Origin of the sequence: Verrucosispora sp. WMMD703 (assembly GCF_049178935.1) — a bacterium.
In the GTDB taxonomy this organism is placed as follows: domain Bacteria; phylum Actinomycetota; class Actinomycetes; order Mycobacteriales; family Micromonosporaceae; genus Micromonospora; species Micromonospora sediminimaris.
The window spans coordinates 5,353,876-5,370,967 of the sequence record NZ_JBMHMM010000004.1; the positions used below are offsets into that span (position 1 = coordinate 5,353,876).

Sequence of the window (17,092 nt, forward strand, 5' to 3'; positions counted from 1 at the left end):
TGTCTTCCCTCGGTCTAGCGGCGCCGGCCGCCGCGGTTGCCCTGGGCGCTGCGCCCGGACACCGCGTGCACGCCCTGCGCCTGCTGGTTCTCGGCGTCCCACCGCGCGTACGCGTCGACGATCTCTCCGACCAGCCGGTGACGTACCACGTCGGCGCTGGACAGCTGCGCGAAGTGCACGTCCTCGACCCCGGCCAGGATGTCCCGGACGACCCGCAGCCCGCTCGTCGTCCCACCGGGCAGGTCGACCTGCGTGACGTCGCCGGTGACCACGATCTTGGAGCCGAAGCCGAGCCGGGTGAGGAACATCTTCATCTGCTCGGGCGTGGTGTTCTGCGCCTCGTCGAGAATGATGAACGCGTCGTTGAGCGTGTTGTGCGTGACCAGGAAGTCATCGGTGACATACAGCGAATCCTCCGCCGCCACCTGGATGCACATCGTCTCCTGGACACCGGCGGGGACGATCGAGTCGATGAAGCGCATCGGCCGGCCGCCACCGCACTCCTCGTACCGCTGGCGCTTACGCGCCAACCGGAACGGCGCTACGCCCTCCGGCAAGCGGATCTCCACGACATAGGCGTCCGACCGGTAGCCGACCGGACGACCGTTCGCCAGGCCAGGCTTACGACCCTCGGCCACCCGAACGCGCCACGTCGCCACGCCACCGAGTGACTGGACCAGGTGGACGACGTCGTCGCGGAGCCGGGGAGAGGTCGTCGAGTACTGCACCCGGCAGGTCCGTCCCGCCTGGACGACCGGCCCGCCGTCGGTGTCCAGCAGCCCCTGCAGGACGGCCAGGCGGACATCGACGCTGTTCTGGAGATAGACGGACGGGACGAACTTGGTGCCCGACTTCGTCCCGGCCAGACCCAGCTCGCGGAGCGCGACCGTCACCGGGTTGGCGACGATCACTCCACCTCGGTGCCCCTTGGTGTGCCGGAGCACATAGTCGTACTCGCTCTTGCGGTGCAGCTCGATGTCGATGAGGTTGTCCTCGATCGCGCGAGCGAGCTCAGGGTCCGCCGTGGTGAACCCCGGCGTCGTGCGGCGCGAGATCGACCCGTCACCGAGCAGCAGGCCGAGGACGTACGGATCGAGTGGAACGTCCTGCGGCTCCAACTGCACCGGAGCCACAACCGGCAGTTCGTAACGGCGGAGGTGACCCCGCCGCTCCTGCCCGATCATCTCCTGGGTCTCCAGCGTGCGTCGGCGACCACGCCGCTTGTCCTCGGGGGTGGCGACCGTCCAGAGATGCTCACCGCAACACAGGGTCGAAGCCCCGTCCTGCGTGGTCACCCGGTAAACCTGCTTGGGTCCTTGCGGGTAGATCCCGATCACCGGGGTCGGCATGCCGTTCGAGCCGATCACCAGGTCGCCGACCTGGAGTGAACCGAACCGCTTGAAGCCCTCCGGTGTCAGCACGCGGGCGTCGTACGGCTGCGCCCGGCCCCTCATGTATGCCAGGGGGGCGACCTCGATCGTGCCGGCGGCCATCAGCTTCGGGATGGTCTCCGGGTCGAGCATGTCGTGCAGCGCGTCGTAGAGCGGGCGCAGGTAGGGGTCGATCTTCTCGTTGAGCGTGCCGGGCAGGAAACCGAGCCGCTCCCCCGCCTCGACCGCCGGCCGGGTCAGGATGATCCGGTTGATCTGCTTGGCCTGCAACGACTGCACCGCCTTGGCCATGGCGAGGTAGGTCTTGCCGGTACCCGCCGGGCCGATGCCGAAGACGATCGTGTGCCCGTCGATCGCGTCGACGTAGCGCTTCTGTCCCAGTGTCTTGGGACGGATGGTGCGCCCGCGCCGGGAGAGGATGTTGAGGGTCAGGACCTCGGCGGGCCGCTCCGTGCCACCCTGTTCGAGCATGCCGACGGTACGCCGGACGGCATCTGTGGTCAGGGTCTCGCCTTTCTCGATGAGTTCGAGCAGCTCGCTGAAGAGCCGCTCGGCGAGGGCGTTGTCGGCGGGAGCGCCGGTGATGGTGATCTCGTTGCCACGCACGTGCACGTCACTGTTCACCGAGCGCTCGACCAGTCGCAGGATCTCGTCGCCCGCGCCGAGCAGGTTGACCATGATCTTCGAGTCGGGGACCGTGATCCTGGTCTGGACCCGGGGCGGGCCGGGAGGTGGGGTGCCGGTCATAGGTCGGGCCCGAGGGCCCTGCGCCACCTGCTCTCGATCTCGGTGCCGGGCCCGTGGCACGGCGTGCGGACGTTACCCCCATCGTATCGGTTCAACGGCGGGGACACGCTGCCCATTTCCGCCGCTGTGACGCTCCGGCACGACCGGACATAGCAGGGCATTCCACCCCGATGAACCGCCCGGTCAGACGCGGAAGTCGAAACCGTCGAAGGTCTCCTGGCGGCGGGTGAACCGGTAGGTCGCCCAGTGCATCCGGACCACCACGCCGGCGGAGTCCCGGGTCAGCCGGAGCAACTCGCCGTTCTCCCGGCCGGAGACGGTACGGAACACGTCCGGCTGGTCCGGCACCGGGGCGAACACCGCCGGTGGCTTCCCCGGCGGGTCACCGGCGCCACGGGCCCGCAGGGCCCCCTCGTGCCACGAGAAGACGTACTCGAAGCCCTCGCCCCACCAGCGGCCGAGCAGTCCGCGCACGTCCGGCGGCGCCGGCTCACCGGGACGCCACGGGTCGATGTCGGCCGGATCGTGCTCGACCGCGGCGGCGAGCAGTCGGTGCGGCAACTCCAGCAGTTCGACGGCGGTGCCGGAGGAGCCCAGCACGGCGGCGCCGAACGCCCCCGGGGTGCCCTCGCCGCCCCGGCGGCCGTACGCCCCGGCGAGGAAGCCCGGCATCGCCCCGTCGTGCCCGACGTGCACCACCCGCTCCCCCTGGGGTACCAGGATCAGACCGAGACCGAAGCCGCCGGCCCAGACCGCCTCGTCGGTGACCGTCACCGGCCAGCGCATCTCGTCCAGGGTGGCCGGGGCGAGCACCCGACCCGCCGCGTCCAACGCCGCCGGGTCGGCCAGGAAGGCGGCCCACCGGGCCATGTCGGTCGCCGTGCTCCACAGCTGCGCGGCGGGGCTCACCGCGCCGAAGTCGGTGGGCGGCTCCGGATGCGCCTCGTCGGAGTACGCGTCGACCAGGAACCCGGTCGCGGCGCGCGGGCCCGGGGTGGTTGTGGTGGCGGTCAGCCCGAGCGGGGTCAGCACCCGCTCGGTCAGCACCTCCGCCCAGGTGCCGCCGCGTACCTGCCCGACCAGGTGGCCGAGCAGCGCCATGCCGAGATTCGAGTAGTGGTAGCGGCGGCCGGTCGGCAGCACCCGCTCGGCCCGGTCCAGCTCGGTGATCAGCTGGTCGGTGTCCGGTGCGCGCAGGGTGTCCCAGACGTCGCCGTACGGTTCGCGTTGCAGGCCGGCGGTGTGCGACAGCAGCCGGCGCACGGTCAGCTCACCGTGCGCCGGCAGGTCGAGGTGCCGCCGCAGCGGGTCGTCGAGGTCGAGCAGCCCGTCGTCGCGGCACTGCATGACCAGCACGGCGGTGAACGTCTTGGTCACCGAGCCGATCCGGAACCGGGTCTGCTCGTCCAGGGCCGTGTCGTTTCCGGTGCCGCCAGCGGTGCACGTCCACAGCGGCCGGTCGGCGCGGTGCACCGCCGCCGAGACCGCCGGCACCCGGGCCTGCGCCTGGACCTGGCGCACCAGCCGGTCCAGGCGACCGGCGGCGGAGGTGCGGCCGGCGGCGGAGGTCATCCGAGACTCCGGGCCAGCATCGGGCCGAGCGGGGCGCCGCCGAGCACGTGGGCGTGCACGTGGAAGACCTCCTGGCCGCCGTACGCCCCGGTGTTGAACATCAGCCGGAACCCGTCGCCGAGCAGGCCCTCGTCCTCGGCCACCGCGGCGGCGGTGGCCAGCACCTCGCCGGCCAGCGCCGGGTCACCCTGGCCGAGCGTGGCAACGTCGGCGTAGTGCTCCTTCGGTACGACCAGCACGTGTACCGGTGCCTTCGGGTCGATGTCGCGGAAGGCGAGCGTGGTGGGCGTCTCGCGGACCACGGTGGCCGGAATCTCTCCGGCGACGATGCGGCAGAACAGACAGTCGCTTCCCATCCGGGCAGTGTAAGGAAGGGTTCCTCGGCGACGTCCGCGCGACGCTCACCAGCGCAGCAGGCGGGTGGCGAGGACCGCCAGGGCGGCCACACCCGCGGTGGAGGTGCGCAGCACCGAGCTGCCGAGCCGTACCGGTCGGGCGCCGGCTTCCTGGAAGGCCGACAGCTCGTCCGGGGTGATGCCGCCCTCCGGCCCCACCACCAACACGATTTCGCCGTGTTCGGGCAGCTCGACTGTGGTCAGCCGGTCGGTCGCCTCCTCGTGCAGCACGTACCCGGCCGCCGCCCCGGCGATCCGGCGCGTCACCGATGCGGTGCTCTCGTCCGGCGCTCCCGCCACCACCGGCAGCCACGCCCGCCGGGCCTGCTTCGTCGCTTCCCGGGCGGTAGCGACCCACCGGCTGCGGGCCCGTACGCCCCGGTCGCCGCGCCACTGCACCACCGAGCGCCCCGCCGCCCAGGGGACCAGCTCGTCCACGCCCGCCTCGGTCATCGCCTGCACGGCCAGCTCGCCCCGGTCGCCCTTGGCGATGCCCTGGACCACCACCAGCCGCGGGTTCGCCGCGTCGACGTACCCCCGGTCGGTCACGTCGAGATCGAGGGTGCCCCGGCCGACGGCGGTGACCATGGCGGTGGCCGTGCCGCCCCGCCCGTCGGCGAGCAGCACCTGCTCGCCGACGCGCAGCCGTTGCACGGTGGCGGCGTGGTGGCCCTCGGGCCCGTCCAGCACCATCGAGGCGGCGGTCGGCAGCGACTCGACGAGGAACAGCGGGGCGGACACGTCAGGCGTGGCCGTTGAAGGCGTCGCGCATGCGGGAGAAGAAGCCACCCTGCTTGGTCAGCTCGGCGACCTCTTCGCCGCGGGTCTTGGCGAAGTCGCGCAGCATCCGTTCCTGGTCGGCGTCGAGCTTGGTCGGGGTGCGCACGTCGAGGTGGACGTAGAGGTCACCCCGGCCGGCGCCGCGCAGGTGCGGTACGCCTCGGGCCCGCAGCCGCAGGGTGCTGCCCGGCTGGGTACCCGGCTTGACGTCGACCGGTTCCTCGCTGTCGAGCGTCTTGATGGTCAGCCGGGTGCCGAGTGCGGCGGCGGTCATCGGCACGGTGACCCGGCAGTGCAGGTCGTCGCCCTTGCGGGAGAAGACGTCGTGTGGCCGTTCGTGGATCTCCACGTAGAGGTCCCCGGCGGTGCCGCCGCCCGGGCCGACCTCGCCCTGCTGGGCGAGGCGGATCCGCATGCCGTCCTCCACCCCGGCGGGGATCTTGACGGTCAGCGATCGGCGGGTGCGTACCCGGCCGTCGCCGGCGCAGGTCGGGCAGGGGCTCGGGATGGTGGTGCCGTAGCCCTGGCAGACCGTGCACGGGCGAGCGGAGACCACCTGCCCGAGGAAGGTGCGCTGCACCGACTGCACCTCGCCCCGGCCACCGCACGCCTCGCAGGTGGCCAGGTGGGTGCCGGCGGCGGTGCCGGCACCGGAGCAGGTGGTGCAGAGTACGGCGGTGTCGACGGTGATCGGCGCCTCGACGCCGAAGGCGGTCTCCTGGAGGTCCAGCTCCAGTCGCAGGATCGCGTCGGCGCCGGGGCGGGTACGCGGACGCGGGCCCCGCCCGGCGCCCGTGGCGCCCCCGAAGAACGCGTCCATGATGTCCTGGAAGCCGACGAAGGGGCCGGCCCCGCCGGGGCCACCCGGACCGCCGGGCCCGCCTCCACCGGGTGCCAGCGGGTCACCGCCCAGGTCGACGATCTGCCGTTTCCGATCGTCCGAGAGGACCTCGTACGCGGCGTTGATGTCCTTGAACTTCTCCTGTGCCTCCGGATCCGGATTCACGTCCGGATGGAATTGGCGCGCCAGCTTGCGGTAGGCGCGCTTGATCTCGTCATCGGAGGCACCCTTGCTCACGCCGAGAATGCCGTAGTAGTCCCTGGCCACTGCGTTCCGTGTCCTCGTGTTCGTCTCGAGTTACGCCGTTCGGCGGCGGCAGCCTGCCGTCGGCCCTGACTTGTCAGTTCTGGGCCAGCAGCTCGCCCACGTAGCGTGCCACGGCCCTCACCGTGGCGATGGTTCCGGGGTAGTCCATCCGGGTCGGTCCCAGCACGCCCATCCCCCCGACGATGGTCGCGCCCGGGCCGTACCCGGTGCTGACCACGGAGGCCGCCCGTAGGTTGTCGATCTCGTTCTCGTCGCCGATGCGCACCCGCAGGGTGCTCGGTTCCACCTCGCCGATGAGCTTGAGCAGCACGACCTCCTCCTCAAGAGCTTCGAGGATCGGACGCAACGAGCCCTGGAAGTCGAGCAGACCGCCCCGGGCGAGGTTGGCGGTGCCGGCCAGGGCGAGCCGCTCCTCGTGCCGTTCGACGAGCGTCTCCAACAGCACCGTGGACAGGGTGGTCATCGCCGGGCGCAGGTGCGGCACGGAGTCGTCGATGAGGGCCTGCACCAGCGGCGGGGTCTCCGACAGGCGGACACCTACGAGCTTCTCGTTGACCAGCCGGCGCAGGTCCAGTACGTCGTCGGCGAGGACCGGTGCGGGCAGCTCGACCAGCCGTTGCTCGACCCGACCGGTGTCGGCGATCATCACCAGCATCAGCCGGGTGGTGGAGATCGGCACCAGTTCCAGGTGACGCACCCGGGACCGGGCCAGGCTCGGGTACTGCACGACGGCGACCTGCCGGGTCAGCTGTGCCAGCAGCCGCACCGTGCGGTGCACCACATCGTCGAGATCGACGGCGCCGGCCAGGAAACGCTCGATCGCTCGGCGCTCGGCCGGGCTGAGCGGCTTGACCCGGCTCAACCGATCCACGAAGAGTCGGTAGCCACGGTCGGTGGGCACCCGCCCCGCGCTGGTGTGCGGCTGACGGATGTAGCCCTCTTCCTCCAGCACGGCCATGTCGTTCCGGACGGTGGCCGGCGAGACACCAAGTTGGTGCCGCTCGACCAGCGACTTGCTGCCGACCGGCTCCTGGGTGGCGACGTAGTCCTCGACGATCGCCCGGAGCACGGCGAGCTTCCGGTCGTCCAGACCCATCCTTGCCACCTCCTGTCGCAGGTCAGCCCGCAGCGTCACGGCCACCAGAGGAACACTCTGGCACTCGACTGTAGCGAGTGCCAGTCTACGTCGGCGTCCCCCTCGACGCGATGATCAAGTCGGCCCGCTCGTCATCGAACCGATCGGCGGGTTGACACTCGCCGGTGTCGCTCTGGTGCGCCGTTGCCGCTGGCACCTACCGTGACCTCCATGACTGAACCACCTCGTCCCCCGGACTCCGGCGACGAACCCACGACACCACTGTCCGGTTCGCCAGGCCAGGGCGGCTATCCCCCGCCCGGCGGTTATCCCCCGCCCGGCGGCTATCCACCTCCCACCGGCGACCAACCGCCGCCGGCCGGCTACCCGCCGCCCGGGGGCTACCCGCCGCCCGGCGGTTACCCTCCCCCACCCGGAGCCCCCGGTGTCGGCTACCCGACCGGCGGTTACGGCGCTCCCGGCGGTGGCTACGCCAACAACGAGGACAAGACCTGGTCCCTGATCGCCCACTTCGGCGGCCCGCTCGGCGTGGTCGTCGGTGGCGGGCTCTTCGGCTGGGTGGCGCCGCTGATCGCGATGATGACCCGCGGGCAGCAGTCCCCGATCGCCCGGGCCCACTCGGTGGCCGCGCTGAACTTTCAGCTCACCTGGGCCATCGTCGGTGTGCTGAGCTGGGTGCTCACCATGATCACCTGTGGCATCCTGTTCTTCGCGCCGATCATCGCCGGGATCGTGCCGGTGATCTTCGGCATCATCGGCGGGGTCAAGGCCAACGACGGGGTGCTCTACCAGTACCCGATGAGCTACTCGTTCGTGAAGCGCTGACCGCGCGGGCCGGCCGGATGACGGGGGTCAGGGCAGCAGGTCGCGGACCACGGCGTCGGCGAGCAACCGGCCGCGCAGGGTGAGCACGGCGCGGCCGGCGGCGTGGGCGGGCTCGGCGAGCAGGCCCTCGGCCAACGCCCGCGCCGCACCCGCCCGCCCGGCGTCGGTCAGCACGTCCAGCGGCAGGCCGGAGGCCAGCCGCAACCGGAGCATGACGTCTTCCATGTGCGCCTCGTCGCCGGTGAGCACCTCCCGGGCCTGCCCGGGTGACGCCCCGGCGGCGAGGCGTTGCGCGTACGCGGCGGGATGCTTGACGTTCCACCAGCGCACCCCGCCGACGTGGCTGTGCGCCCCCGGCCCGAGGCCCCACCAGTTCCCGCCGGTCCAGTAGAGCAGGTTGTGCCGGCAGCGCGCGGCTGGCGTGCGGGCCCAGTTGGAGACCTCGTACCAGGAGAAACCGGCCGCGCCGAGGGTGGACTCGGCGGCCAGGTAGCGGTCCGCGGCGACGTCCTCGTCCGGGTACGGCAGCTCGCCACGGCGCATCCGGGCGGCCAGCCGGGTGCCGTCCTCGACGATCAGGGCGTACGCGCTGACATGGTCCACGCCTGCGGCGACCACCTGGTCCAGCGAGGCGGCGAAGTCCTCGGCCCGCTCCCCCGGCGTTCCGTAGATCAGGTCGAGATTTACGTGGTCGAAGCCGGCGTCACGGGCCTCCAGCGCGGCGGCGGTGGCCCGGCCGGCGTGGTGCCGGCGGTCGAGCACGGCGAGCACCCCGGGCGCGGCCGACTGCATGCCCAGCGAGATCCGGGTGTACCCGGCCGCACGCAACTCCTTCAGCGAGGCGGGCGTCACCGACTCGGGGTTGGCCTCGGTGGTCACCTCCGCGTCGGTGGCCAGCCCCCAGGTCCGGTCGATCGCGTCGAGGATGCGGGCCAGGTCGTCGGCGGGCAGCAGGGTGGGGGTGCCGCCGCCGACGAAGACCGTCTCCACCCGGGCCGGTGGGGTGTCGTCCAGCACCCGGGCGGCGAGCGCCAGTTCCGCCAGCACTGCGTCGGCGTAGCCCTCCCGGCTCGCGCCGCCGCCCAACTCGTCGGCGGTGTACGTGTTGAAGTCGCAGTAGCCGCAGCGGCTCGCGCAGAAGGGCACATGCACGTAGACCCCGAAACCCCGGACGGCTACGGACGCACGGGCGGACGCGGGCAGCGACCCGTCGGCGGGGACGGGCTCGCCTGCTGGAAGGACGCCGGGCATGGCCACTAGTGTGCCCTGGCATGACCTCTCCCGACGTGTTCGTGCGGGTCGCCACGGCCCACGGGGTGACCACGCTCACCCTGGACAGTCCGCACAACCGCAACGCGCTCTCCACGCCGCTGATGACCGAACTGCTGGCCGGGCTGGCCGCCGCGGTCGCCGACGACGCGGTCCGGGTGATCGTGCTCGACCACACCGGGCCGGTCTTCTGCTCCGGCGCCGACCTGAAGGAGACCGCGGCGGCGTACGCCAGCGGCACGGTGCCCGCCGGGATGCTGGGTGACGTGCTCGCGGCGGTCTGGGAGTGCCCGAAGCCGGTGCTGGCGAGAGTCGCCGGCCCGGCCCGGGCCGGCGGACTGGGCCTGATCGCGGCAGCCGACCTGGCGGTCTGCGCGGCCGAGGCCACGTTCGCCTTCACCGAGGTGCGGATCGGGGTGATCCCCGCGGTGATCTCCGCGACGGTGCTGCCCCGCCTGACCACCCGGGCGGCAGCCGAGCTGTACCTGACCGGCGACACCTTCGACGGCCGGCGGGCCGCCGAGATCGGCCTGGTCACCGCCGCGGTGCCGGCCGCGGAGCTGGATGCCGCGGTGCGGCGGTACTGCGACTCGCTGGTACGCGGGGCCCCGTCGGCGTTGGCCGGCGCGAAGCGACTGCTGCGCCGACCGGCCGCCGTCGACCTGCGCGCCGACCTGACCGAGCTGGCCGAGGTGTCCACCGGGTACTTCCTGTCGGCGGACGGCGTCGAGGGGGTCACCGCGTTCCGGGAGAAGCGGCCGCCGCGCTGGGTGGCGGAACTCGGTGGGTGAGGTACGGCCGGGACGGGGAACCTCGCGTTGCGCGTAGGTGCCGCGGGAGGTGGGAACCGGTCGGACGACCCGAACATGTCGATGAGGGACGTACGCTTGGCGGACCTTGACACAGGAGGTGCGGGTGCGAACTCGGGCTGTCGCGACGGGCTTCGTGGTCCTCGTCCTGATCGTCGCGATCGGGACGATCGTGGCGTTGAGGCAGGCCGGTGAGGGGCTACGGCTGCCGCTGGCCGGCCGGGCCTGCACGGTCCAGGCCGACGGCGAGGTGACGCTCGACTCGCAGCAGATGGCGAACGCGGCGACCATCGCGGCGATCGGCGTGCAACGCGAGATGCCGGAGCGGGCGGTGGTGGTGGCGCTGGCCACCGCGTACCAGGAGTCCGGGTTGCGCAACCTGACCGGTGGTGACCGCGACTCCGTGGGGCTGTTCCAGCAGCGACCGAGCCAGGGTTGGGGCACACCGAAGCAGATCCGCGACCCCCGGTACGCGGCGGGGAAGTTCTACGCGGCGTTGAAGAAGGTGCGCGGCTGGGAGGACATGCGGGTCACCGACGCCGCGCAGAAGGTGCAGCGCTCGGCCTTCCCCGAGGCGTACGAGAAGTGGGCCGACGAGTCGCAGGTGCTCACCCGGGCGCTGCTCGGTCACGCCAGCACGGCGGTCACCTGCGCGGTGGGCGGCGATCCGGTGGTGCGCGGCGCCGCCGCCATCGCCGCGCTGACCGAGGGGCTGGCGCTCGACTGGGGCCTGGTGGCCTTCACCGGCGACGACGACCGGCAGGTGGGCAGGAGTTACTTCACCTCTGCCGTCGACAGCTCCGGCAACCCGACCCTGCTGAAGGTGGGGATCAACGAATCGCCCTCCGCCGAGGGTGTGCGGGCCGGCTGGCGGTACACGCACTGGCTGGTCTCCCACGCGAAGGAGCACGGGGTGAAGCGGGTGACCTACGACGGCCGGGAGTGGACCGCCAAGCGCGGCGACTGGAAGCGCCTGCCGGACAGCGACCGGGGTGACACGGAGGTCCTCGCCGAGGTCCACGCCGACGTCTGACCGACCTCGATCTCCTTGGACCGACCGCCCTTACCCGCAGTCACCGCAAAATTCGGCAATTTGGTACGTAATGCCACGTCTCGCCACGTTGAGTGACGTGTGGTAGTCGTCCAACCGCCTTCAGTCGCCGTACCTGTGGAAAGGTCGCGGGGTGCCCCCCGAGCCGCCTGGACGCGCGTTACGATCGGCGGCCTGTGCCAGAAATGGTTTCACCTCTTGGGGAGGGGTACTACGTGGCGTTCGACTACGGCGACCGGACCGGCTACGAACCGATCAGTGACGTCGACCGCAAGGAGTTCCACGAGCAGGGCTTTCTCCTGCTGCGCAACGTCCTGACCGAGGATCACCGGGCCGCTCTCGAGGCCGCGGTCGACCGGGTGTACGAGGAGGAGAAGGCCAAGGGCAACACCACCAAGGACGGCACCCTGCACCTGCTGGGCTTCCTTGAGCGTGACGAGCTCTTCGGCGAGCTGCTCACCCACCCGATCGCGTTCCCCTACATGTGGGGCCTGGCGGGCTGGAACATCTACACCCACCACAACCACCTCGACGTCACGCCGCCGGCGTTGGAGCCCGAGAAGCCGTACTGGGGTTGGCACCAGGACGGGTACCGGCAGAACTCCGACCCGGAGACGATGGACCCGAATCTGCCCCGGCCGATGTTCTCGCTGAAGGTCGCCTACGTGCTCTCCGACCTGTCGGAGAAGGGGCGCGGCGCGACGAAGGTGATCCCTGGCAGCCACCTGTGGAACTCGCTGCCGCGCCCGTCGGATCTGAGCGTGCACAACCCGGACCCCGAGGGCACCGTCGAGATCACCGCCAACCCGGGTGACGCCTTCATCTTCGACCGCCGCCAGTGGCACTCCCGGTCGACGAACCTGTCGAACATCACCCGCAAGATGCTGTTCGTCGGTTACACCTACCGGTGGATCCGCCCGCTCGACGAGCTGCACCCCGACAAGGACGGCGAGTGGTACCGCAACCGCACGCCGGTGCAGCGCCAGCTGCTCGGGGAGGGCACCCACACGGCGAACTACTGGGGCATCAACTGGGACGGCTACATCGACGACGAGATCCCGCTGCGCAAGGAGCTCAAGCAGCGCGGTCTGCTGAACCGCAGCATCCCCTGGCTCCGCTGACCGGACCGTGACGACAGGCCCCGTGGCCACGCCTGGACGTGGCCCACGGGGCCTGTTCGCGTCTGCTCGGGGACGTGCCGGTCCGTCAGCCGGCCGACTCGCCCAGCCGGCGACGCGCCTTCTCGCGAACCGGCTCGGGCAGGTCGTCGGCCGCCAGCAACCGGGGCAGCAGCGCCGGCTCCAGGGTGAGCGCCCGGAACACCTCGCCGAGGGTCACCCCGTGGGCCGGCCGGTGCACGATCTCGATCGGGTCGCCGACGCCCACCGCGCCCTCCCGCACCACCCGCAGGTAGGCGCCGGGCGTCGCACGGGCGGTGAACCGCTTGATCAGATCCGGTACCCCCCAGAAGCCGGCAAAGGTGGTGCACGGCGTACGCGGCTTGGTCACCTGGAGCAGCACCTCGCCGACGGCCCACTGCTCGCCGATCACGGCGCCGGTGACGTCGACCGCGTGCGTGGTGAGGTTCTCGCCGAAGCCCCCCGGACGGATGGCGCGCCCGAGGTCCGCCTCCCACCAGGCCGCGTCCTCCACCGCGTACGCGTAGACGGCCTGGTCCGGACCACCGTGGTGGGACCGTTCGCCGATGAAGTCGCCGACCAACCCGTCGGTGCGGAAGAACACCGGAGCCTCGACCGGCCGCTTGTCGATGCCGCTGCGCCCGCTCGCGTCACCGGCCCACGCCGCCTCGGTCACGATGCCGACGTTCACCGATGCCACCCTGCCCGTCATGATCACATCCTAGGGGAGCGGCTTCGGCGCGCCACCGCCCGCTGGTCAGGTCGGTCGCGCACCACGTTTGTCGTACGCATGCGAAAGGCGCCCGACCTCGACGGTCGGGCGCCTTTCGACGGTTCAGCTGTTACCGGTGGGTGACACCCCGGCGGTTGCGGCCCACACCGGCGACCAGCGCCACCGCGACGGCGGCCAGCAGCACCTGGAGCATCAGCTCCCGCCAGTCGATACCGGCGGTCTCGGCGAAGCCGGACGCACGGGCGATCACGGTGCCGAGCAGCGCGGCACCGACACCGATGAGCATGTGCAGCCAGATCGGCATGTTCTGACGGCCCGGCACCACCAGTCGGCCAAGCGCACCGACGATCAGACCAACGATCAGGGCGGTGATGATGCCCCAGACGGTGAGCTCCATGGTCGCTCTCCTTCACGAAAGACGTTCAACGTTTGTGGTGTTCCTGTCGTGACCGCCTAATGCCCGACGAGCGAAGATCCCAAACCGGCTTTTCTGGCCGAGAGGTCGCGACCACCCCGAAAGACCGCGCCACGCAGACGGGCGCCCGGCCGGGTGGCCGAGCGCCCGTCGGGACGGATGCGCTTACTTCTTTCCGCTCGCCTTGCCGTCGGAGTCGGAGGAGAGCGCGGCGATGAACGCCTCCTGCGGGACCTCCACCCGGCCCACCATCTTCATCCGCTTCTTGCCCTCCTTCTGCTTCTCCAGCAGCTTGCGCTTACGGCTGATGTCACCGCCGTAGCACTTGGCGAGCACGTCCTTACGGATGGCGCGGATCGTCTCCCGGGCGATCACCCGGCTGCCGATGGCTGCCTGGATCGGCACCTCGAACTGCTGACGCGGGATGAGGTTGCGCAGCTTCGCCGCGATGGTGGTGCCGTAGGCGTACGCCTTTTCCTTGTGCACGATCGCACTGAACGCGTCCACCGGCTCGCCGTGCAGCAGGATGTCGACCTTGACCAGGTCGGACGCCTGCTCGCCGGAGGGCTCGTAGTCCAACGACGCGTAGCCCTTCGTACGGCTCTTCAACTGATCGAAGAAGTCGAAGATGATCTCAGCGAGGGGCAGCGTGTAGCGCAGTTCCACCCGGTCGGCGGAGAGGTAGTCCATGCCCAGCAGGCTGCCGCGCCGGCCCTGACACAGCTCCATCACCGCACCGACGTAGTCGTTGGGGGTGAGCACCGTGGCCCGCACCGTCGGCTCGTACACCTCGGCGATCTTGCCGGTCGGGTACTCGCTGGGGTTGGTGACCACGACCTCCTCGCCATCCTCCTGGATGGCCCGGTAGACCACGTTCGGCGCGGTCGAGATGAGGTCGAGGTTGAACTCCCGCTCCAGTCGCTCCCGGATGATCTCCAGGTGCAGCAGGCCGAGGAACCCACAGCGGAACCCGAAGCCGAGCGCACCGGAGGTCTCCGGCTCGTAGGTCAACGCGGCGTCGTTGAGCTTGAGCTTGTCCAGCGCGTCCCGCAACGCGGGGTAGTCCGACCCGTCGATCGGATACAGGCCGGAGTAGACCATCGGCTTCGGGTCCTTGTAACCGCCGAGCGCCTCGGCCGCCGGCCGCCCGTTGATGGTGACCGTGTCACCGACCCGGGACTGCCGGACGTCCTTCACACCGGTGATCAGATAGCCGACCTCACCGACGCCGAGCGCGTCGGCCTTGACCATCTCCGGCGAGATGACCCCGATCTCCAGCAGCTCGTGGGTGGCGCCGGTGGACATCATCTTGATCCGGTCCCGGGCGCTGATCCGCCCGTCGACCACCCGCACGTAGGTGACCACGCCCCGGTAGACGTCGTACACCGAGTCGAAGATCATGGCGCGGGCCGGTGCATCGGCGTCGCCGACCGGCGGGGTGAACTGCCGGACGATCTCATCGAGCAGGTACGGGACACCCTCACCGGTCTTGCCGGAGACCCTGATGCAGTCCGCCGGGTCGCCCCCGATCAGGTGGGCCAGTTCCTCGGCGTACTTCTCCGGCTGGGCCGCCGGTAGGTCGATCTTGTTGAGCACCGGGATGATGTGCAGGTCGTTCTCGAGCGCGAGGTAGAGGTTGGCCAGCGTCTGCGCCTCGATGCCCTGGGCCGCGTCGACCAGCAGGATCGCGCCCTCGCAGGCGGCCAGCGACCGGGACACCTCGTAGGTGAAGTCGACGTGGCCAGGCGTGTCGATCATGTTGAGCACGGCCTGCTCGCCGGCCCGCTCGCCCTCGGCGATGGTCCACGGCATCCGGACCGCCTGGCTCTTGATGGTGATGCCACGCTCGCGCTCGATGTCCATCCGGTCGAGGTACTGCGCGCGCATCTGCCGCGGGTCGACCACGCCGGTGAGCTGCAACATCCGGTCGGCCAGGGTCGACTTTCCGTGGTCGATGTGGGCGATGATGCAGAAGTTCCTGATCCGCCCCGGGTCGGTGGCACCAGGAGCGTTCGCGCCGGGATCGAGCGTCGGTGGCACAGCGGTCCGTTCTGGTCGGCTGACGTGAGCGGGCCGGCACGCGCCGGCCCCCTCTATGCTCCCATGTCCCCGGCGGGCATCGGCCGGGCGTCCGTCACTCCTGCGGCGGCTCGACGAAGAGGGCGGCGAGCCGGGGCAGTCGACGGCGGGCCTCCTCCTCGTCGTCGAAGTCCCAGAAGTCGTTCAGGTCGGGCTGCGGTGCCGCCGCGCGCTCCCCCGGCAGGTCGGTCGCGGTGGCCCTGCGGTACGCGTCCCACGGCACCGCGAGCATGTCCGCGCACTCGAACTCCTCACCGCTCAGCGAGGCGGACCGGATCTGCGGCAGCTCGGCCAGCGAGTCCGGATCAGCGACCGCCCGGGCGAAGACCTCCCGTCCCTGGGTCATCAGCCAACCCCGGAAGTACTCGAACCCGTCGTCCGAGGCGCCACCGTTGATCAGGTACGCGGCACCCCACAGGTCGACCCGGTAGGACGCGCCGAGGACCCGTTGCTGGTGGTGGGCGTACCCGACGATCTCCTCGGGGTCGCGGGCGGCGAGCAGCGCGACGGCTCGGGCGGCGATGGCGTCCGGCTCTCCCCCGCCGGTGCGGGCGCGGTCGATCAACTGCCAGAAGTCGTCGGTCCTCATGGTCCGGCAGTCTGGCAGACGCCACCCCGGGTGCCCGGATCCGCGCCGGAGGTCGCCGCCCGACCGGCCACCGGGCAGCATGGTCGGGTGAGTTCCGCCTCTCCGCCCGAGTACCACGCGACCGCGCAGCGGCCCGAGTGGTCGGTCCTGCCAGCGCGACTGCGGACCGCAGTGGCCGCCCGGCTGGGCGCCCCGGTGGTCCAGGCCACGACCGCCAGCGCCGGCTTCACCCGGGGATTCGCCGCGCTGCTGCACACCGCCGACGGGCACCGCGCGTTCGTCAAGGCCGCGCCCCACGCCGAGCAGCCACACCTGGTCGACTGGTACGCCCGGGAGGCCGCGATCCTCAACCGGCTGCCGGCCGGGTTGCCGGTGCCCCGCCCGCACTGGTCGCTGTGGGAGGCGGGCTGGTACGTGCTGTGCCTCGACGCCATCGACGGTCACACCCCCCGGCTGCCCTGGGCGCAGGTCGAACTCAGCACCACCCTCACCGCCTTCGCCGACGTCGCCGAGGCGCTCGCCGATCCACCGGCCGAGTTGACCGCCCTCGGCCTGCCCCGTCTCAGCGACCTGGCCCGAGACGACATCCTCTGGTGGGGCGAGGTCGCCGCCGGCCGGGAACCGGTGCCGCCGTTGCCCGCCCCGGCGCGGGGACGGCTGGCCGAACTGGTCGCGCTGGAGTCGCGCCTGCCCGGGTACGCCGCCGCTTCGACCGGGCTGACCCACGGCGACCTGCGGGTCGACAACGTGCTGATCGACACCGCCGGCGCGGCCTGGTTCTGCGACTGGTCGTGGCTGTGCCAGGGGCCGGCCTGGTTCGACCTGGTCACCCTGCTGATCACCGGGTACGCCGGCGGGCTGGACGTCGATTCCCGCTTCGCCGCCCACCCGGCCGCGGCCGGCGCGCCCGACGACGCGCTGGACGTCACGCTGGCCGCCCTGGCCGGCTACCACCTCACCGCCTCGACGTCGGCGCCACCGACCGCGTCGACCCACCTGCCGGCGCACCAACGGTGGACCGGCGAGCAGGCTCTCGCCTGGCTCTCGCACCGCCGCGCCTGGGCCTGAGGCACCGCCCCCACCGGTTGACGACA

Annotated in this window: 15 protein-coding genes and 3 pseudogenes; 5 read left to right on the forward strand and 13 right to left on the reverse strand. The window is 71.3% G+C overall.

Annotation, left to right across the window (positions count from 1 at the left end):
- Positions 1 to 14: 14 nt before the first annotated feature.
- The 8 genes and pseudogenes from ACN26Z_RS24855 to hrcA form a co-directional block, all read right to left on the reverse strand.
- Positions 15 to 371, reverse strand: a pseudogene (locus ACN26Z_RS24855) (PhoH family protein); the annotation flags it as partial.
- A gap of 261 nt (positions 372 to 632) precedes the next feature.
- Positions 633 to 1,349: pseudogene (locus ACN26Z_RS24860) on the reverse strand (LAGLIDADG family homing endonuclease); the annotation flags it as partial.
- Between the two features lie 42 nt (positions 1,350 to 1,391).
- A pseudogene (locus ACN26Z_RS24865) lies at positions 1,392 to 2,138 on the reverse strand (PhoH family protein); the annotation flags it as partial.
- Between the two features lie 183 nt (positions 2,139 to 2,321).
- The gene (locus tag ACN26Z_RS24870; protein ID WP_421463579.1) at positions 2,322 to 3,710 is read right to left on the reverse strand and encodes a serine hydrolase domain-containing protein; all 1,389 of its coding nucleotides are present in this window, start codon (positions 3,708 to 3,710) and stop codon (positions 2,322 to 2,324) included.
- Positions 3,707 to 4,066 carry a histidine triad nucleotide-binding protein gene (locus ACN26Z_RS24875; protein ID WP_164449415.1) on the reverse strand — a complete coding sequence of 120 codons (360 nt, stop codon included), beginning with the start codon at positions 4,064 to 4,066 and terminating at the stop codon, positions 3,707 to 3,709. The genes ACN26Z_RS24870 and ACN26Z_RS24875 overlap by 4 nt, the downstream gene beginning before the upstream one ends.
- Before the next feature lie 45 nt (positions 4,067 to 4,111).
- Positions 4,112 to 4,846, reverse strand: coding sequence for a 16S rRNA (uracil(1498)-N(3))-methyltransferase (locus ACN26Z_RS24880; protein WP_282237158.1), 735 nt, complete (start codon positions 4,844 to 4,846; stop codon positions 4,112 to 4,114).
- A 1-nt stretch (position 4,847) separates the two neighbouring features.
- Complete coding sequence (gene dnaJ, locus ACN26Z_RS24885) at positions 4,848 to 5,993, reverse strand: molecular chaperone DnaJ (protein WP_282237157.1); 1,146 nt, start codon at positions 5,991 to 5,993, stop codon at positions 4,848 to 4,850.
- 73 nt (positions 5,994 to 6,066) lie between these two features.
- Positions 6,067 to 7,089 carry a heat-inducible transcriptional repressor HrcA gene (hrcA, locus tag ACN26Z_RS24890; RefSeq protein WP_093407521.1) on the reverse strand — a complete coding sequence of 341 codons (1,023 nt, stop codon included), beginning with the start codon at positions 7,087 to 7,089 and terminating at the stop codon, positions 6,067 to 6,069.
- 210 nt (positions 7,090 to 7,299) lie between these two features.
- On the opposite strand from hrcA, the gene ACN26Z_RS24895 reads away from it, so the two are divergent.
- Entirely contained in the window at positions 7,300 to 7,914 is a 615-nt protein-coding gene (locus tag ACN26Z_RS24895; RefSeq protein ID WP_282237156.1) for a DUF4870 domain-containing protein, read from the forward strand.
- 27 nt (positions 7,915 to 7,941) lie between these two features.
- Here the strand turns inward: ACN26Z_RS24895 and hemW are convergent, their stop codons facing one another.
- Complete coding sequence (gene hemW, locus ACN26Z_RS24900) at positions 7,942 to 9,165, reverse strand: radical SAM family heme chaperone HemW (RefSeq protein ID WP_421463580.1); 1,224 nt, start codon at positions 9,163 to 9,165, stop codon at positions 7,942 to 7,944.
- A 20-nt stretch (positions 9,166 to 9,185) separates the two neighbouring features.
- Here hemW and ACN26Z_RS24905 point away from each other — a divergent pair, with 20 nt between their 5' ends.
- The 3 genes from ACN26Z_RS24905 to ACN26Z_RS24915 all read left to right on the forward strand — a co-directional run bounded on the left by ACN26Z_RS24905 (position 9,186) and on the right by ACN26Z_RS24915 (position 12,164).
- On the forward strand, positions 9,186 to 9,974 hold the full coding sequence (locus ACN26Z_RS24905; RefSeq protein WP_282237154.1) for an enoyl-CoA hydratase-related protein: 789 nt from the start codon (positions 9,186 to 9,188) through the stop codon (positions 9,972 to 9,974).
- A 118-nt stretch (positions 9,975 to 10,092) separates the two neighbouring features.
- On the forward strand, positions 10,093 to 11,025 hold the full coding sequence (locus ACN26Z_RS24910) for a hypothetical protein (RefSeq protein WP_421464716.1): 933 nt from the start codon (positions 10,093 to 10,095) through the stop codon (positions 11,023 to 11,025).
- Positions 11,026 to 11,258: 233 nt separating this feature from the next.
- Entirely contained in the window at positions 11,259 to 12,164 is a 906-nt protein-coding gene (locus ACN26Z_RS24915; protein WP_232511333.1) for a phytanoyl-CoA dioxygenase family protein, read from the forward strand.
- 85 nt (positions 12,165 to 12,249) lie between these two features.
- On the opposite strand, the gene ACN26Z_RS24920 is transcribed toward ACN26Z_RS24915, so the two are convergent.
- The 4 genes from ACN26Z_RS24920 to ACN26Z_RS24935 form a co-directional block, all read right to left on the reverse strand.
- Positions 12,250 to 12,894, reverse strand: coding sequence for an MOSC domain-containing protein (locus tag ACN26Z_RS24920; protein WP_282237152.1), 645 nt, complete (start codon positions 12,892 to 12,894; stop codon positions 12,250 to 12,252).
- 130 nt (positions 12,895 to 13,024) lie between these two features.
- Entirely contained in the window at positions 13,025 to 13,312 is a 288-nt protein-coding gene (locus ACN26Z_RS24925; RefSeq protein WP_093407532.1) for a GlsB/YeaQ/YmgE family stress response membrane protein, read from the reverse strand.
- A gap of 183 nt (positions 13,313 to 13,495) precedes the next feature.
- Positions 13,496 to 15,370 carry a translation elongation factor 4 gene (gene lepA, locus ACN26Z_RS24930; protein WP_093407534.1) on the reverse strand — a complete coding sequence of 625 codons (1,875 nt, stop codon included), beginning with the start codon at positions 15,368 to 15,370 and terminating at the stop codon, positions 13,496 to 13,498.
- Between the two features lie 94 nt (positions 15,371 to 15,464).
- Entirely contained in the window at positions 15,465 to 15,998 is a 534-nt protein-coding gene (locus ACN26Z_RS24935) for a DUF4240 domain-containing protein (protein WP_093407536.1), read from the reverse strand.
- Between the two features lie 87 nt (positions 15,999 to 16,085).
- On the opposite strand from ACN26Z_RS24935, the gene ACN26Z_RS24940 reads away from it, so the two are divergent.
- On the forward strand, positions 16,086 to 17,066 hold the full coding sequence (locus ACN26Z_RS24940) for a phosphotransferase family protein (RefSeq protein ID WP_421463582.1): 981 nt from the start codon (positions 16,086 to 16,088) through the stop codon (positions 17,064 to 17,066).
- Positions 17,067 to 17,092 lie beyond the last annotated feature (26 nt).

Bases quoted from the DNA above. Each gene is read 5' to 3' on its own strand.
- hemW (WP_421463580.1), bottom strand. From the start codon at position 9,165: ATGCCCGGCGTCCTTCCAGCAGGCGAGCCCGTCCCCGCCGACGGGTCG.
- hrcA (WP_093407521.1), bottom strand. From the start codon at position 7,089: ATGGGTCTGGACGACCGGAAGCTCGCCGTGCTCCGGGCGATCGTCGAG.
- ACN26Z_RS24920 (WP_282237152.1), bottom strand. From the start codon at position 12,894: ATGACGGGCAGGGTGGCATCGGTGAACGTCGGCATCGTGACCGAGGCG.
- ACN26Z_RS24925 (WP_093407532.1), bottom strand. From the start codon at position 13,312: ATGGAGCTCACCGTCTGGGGCATCATCACCGCCCTGATCGTTGGTCTG.
- ACN26Z_RS24870 (WP_421463579.1), bottom strand. From the start codon at position 3,710: ATGACCTCCGCCGCCGGCCGCACCTCCGCCGCCGGTCGCCTGGACCGG.
- ACN26Z_RS24895 (WP_282237156.1), top strand. From the start codon at position 7,300: ATGACTGAACCACCTCGTCCCCCGGACTCCGGCGACGAACCCACGACA.
- ACN26Z_RS24905 (WP_282237154.1), top strand. From the start codon at position 9,186: ATGACCTCTCCCGACGTGTTCGTGCGGGTCGCCACGGCCCACGGGGTG.
- ACN26Z_RS24875 (WP_164449415.1), bottom strand. From the start codon at position 4,066: ATGGGAAGCGACTGTCTGTTCTGCCGCATCGTCGCCGGAGAGATTCCG.
- ACN26Z_RS24935 (WP_093407536.1), bottom strand. From the start codon at position 15,998: ATGAGGACCGACGACTTCTGGCAGTTGATCGACCGCGCCCGCACCGGC.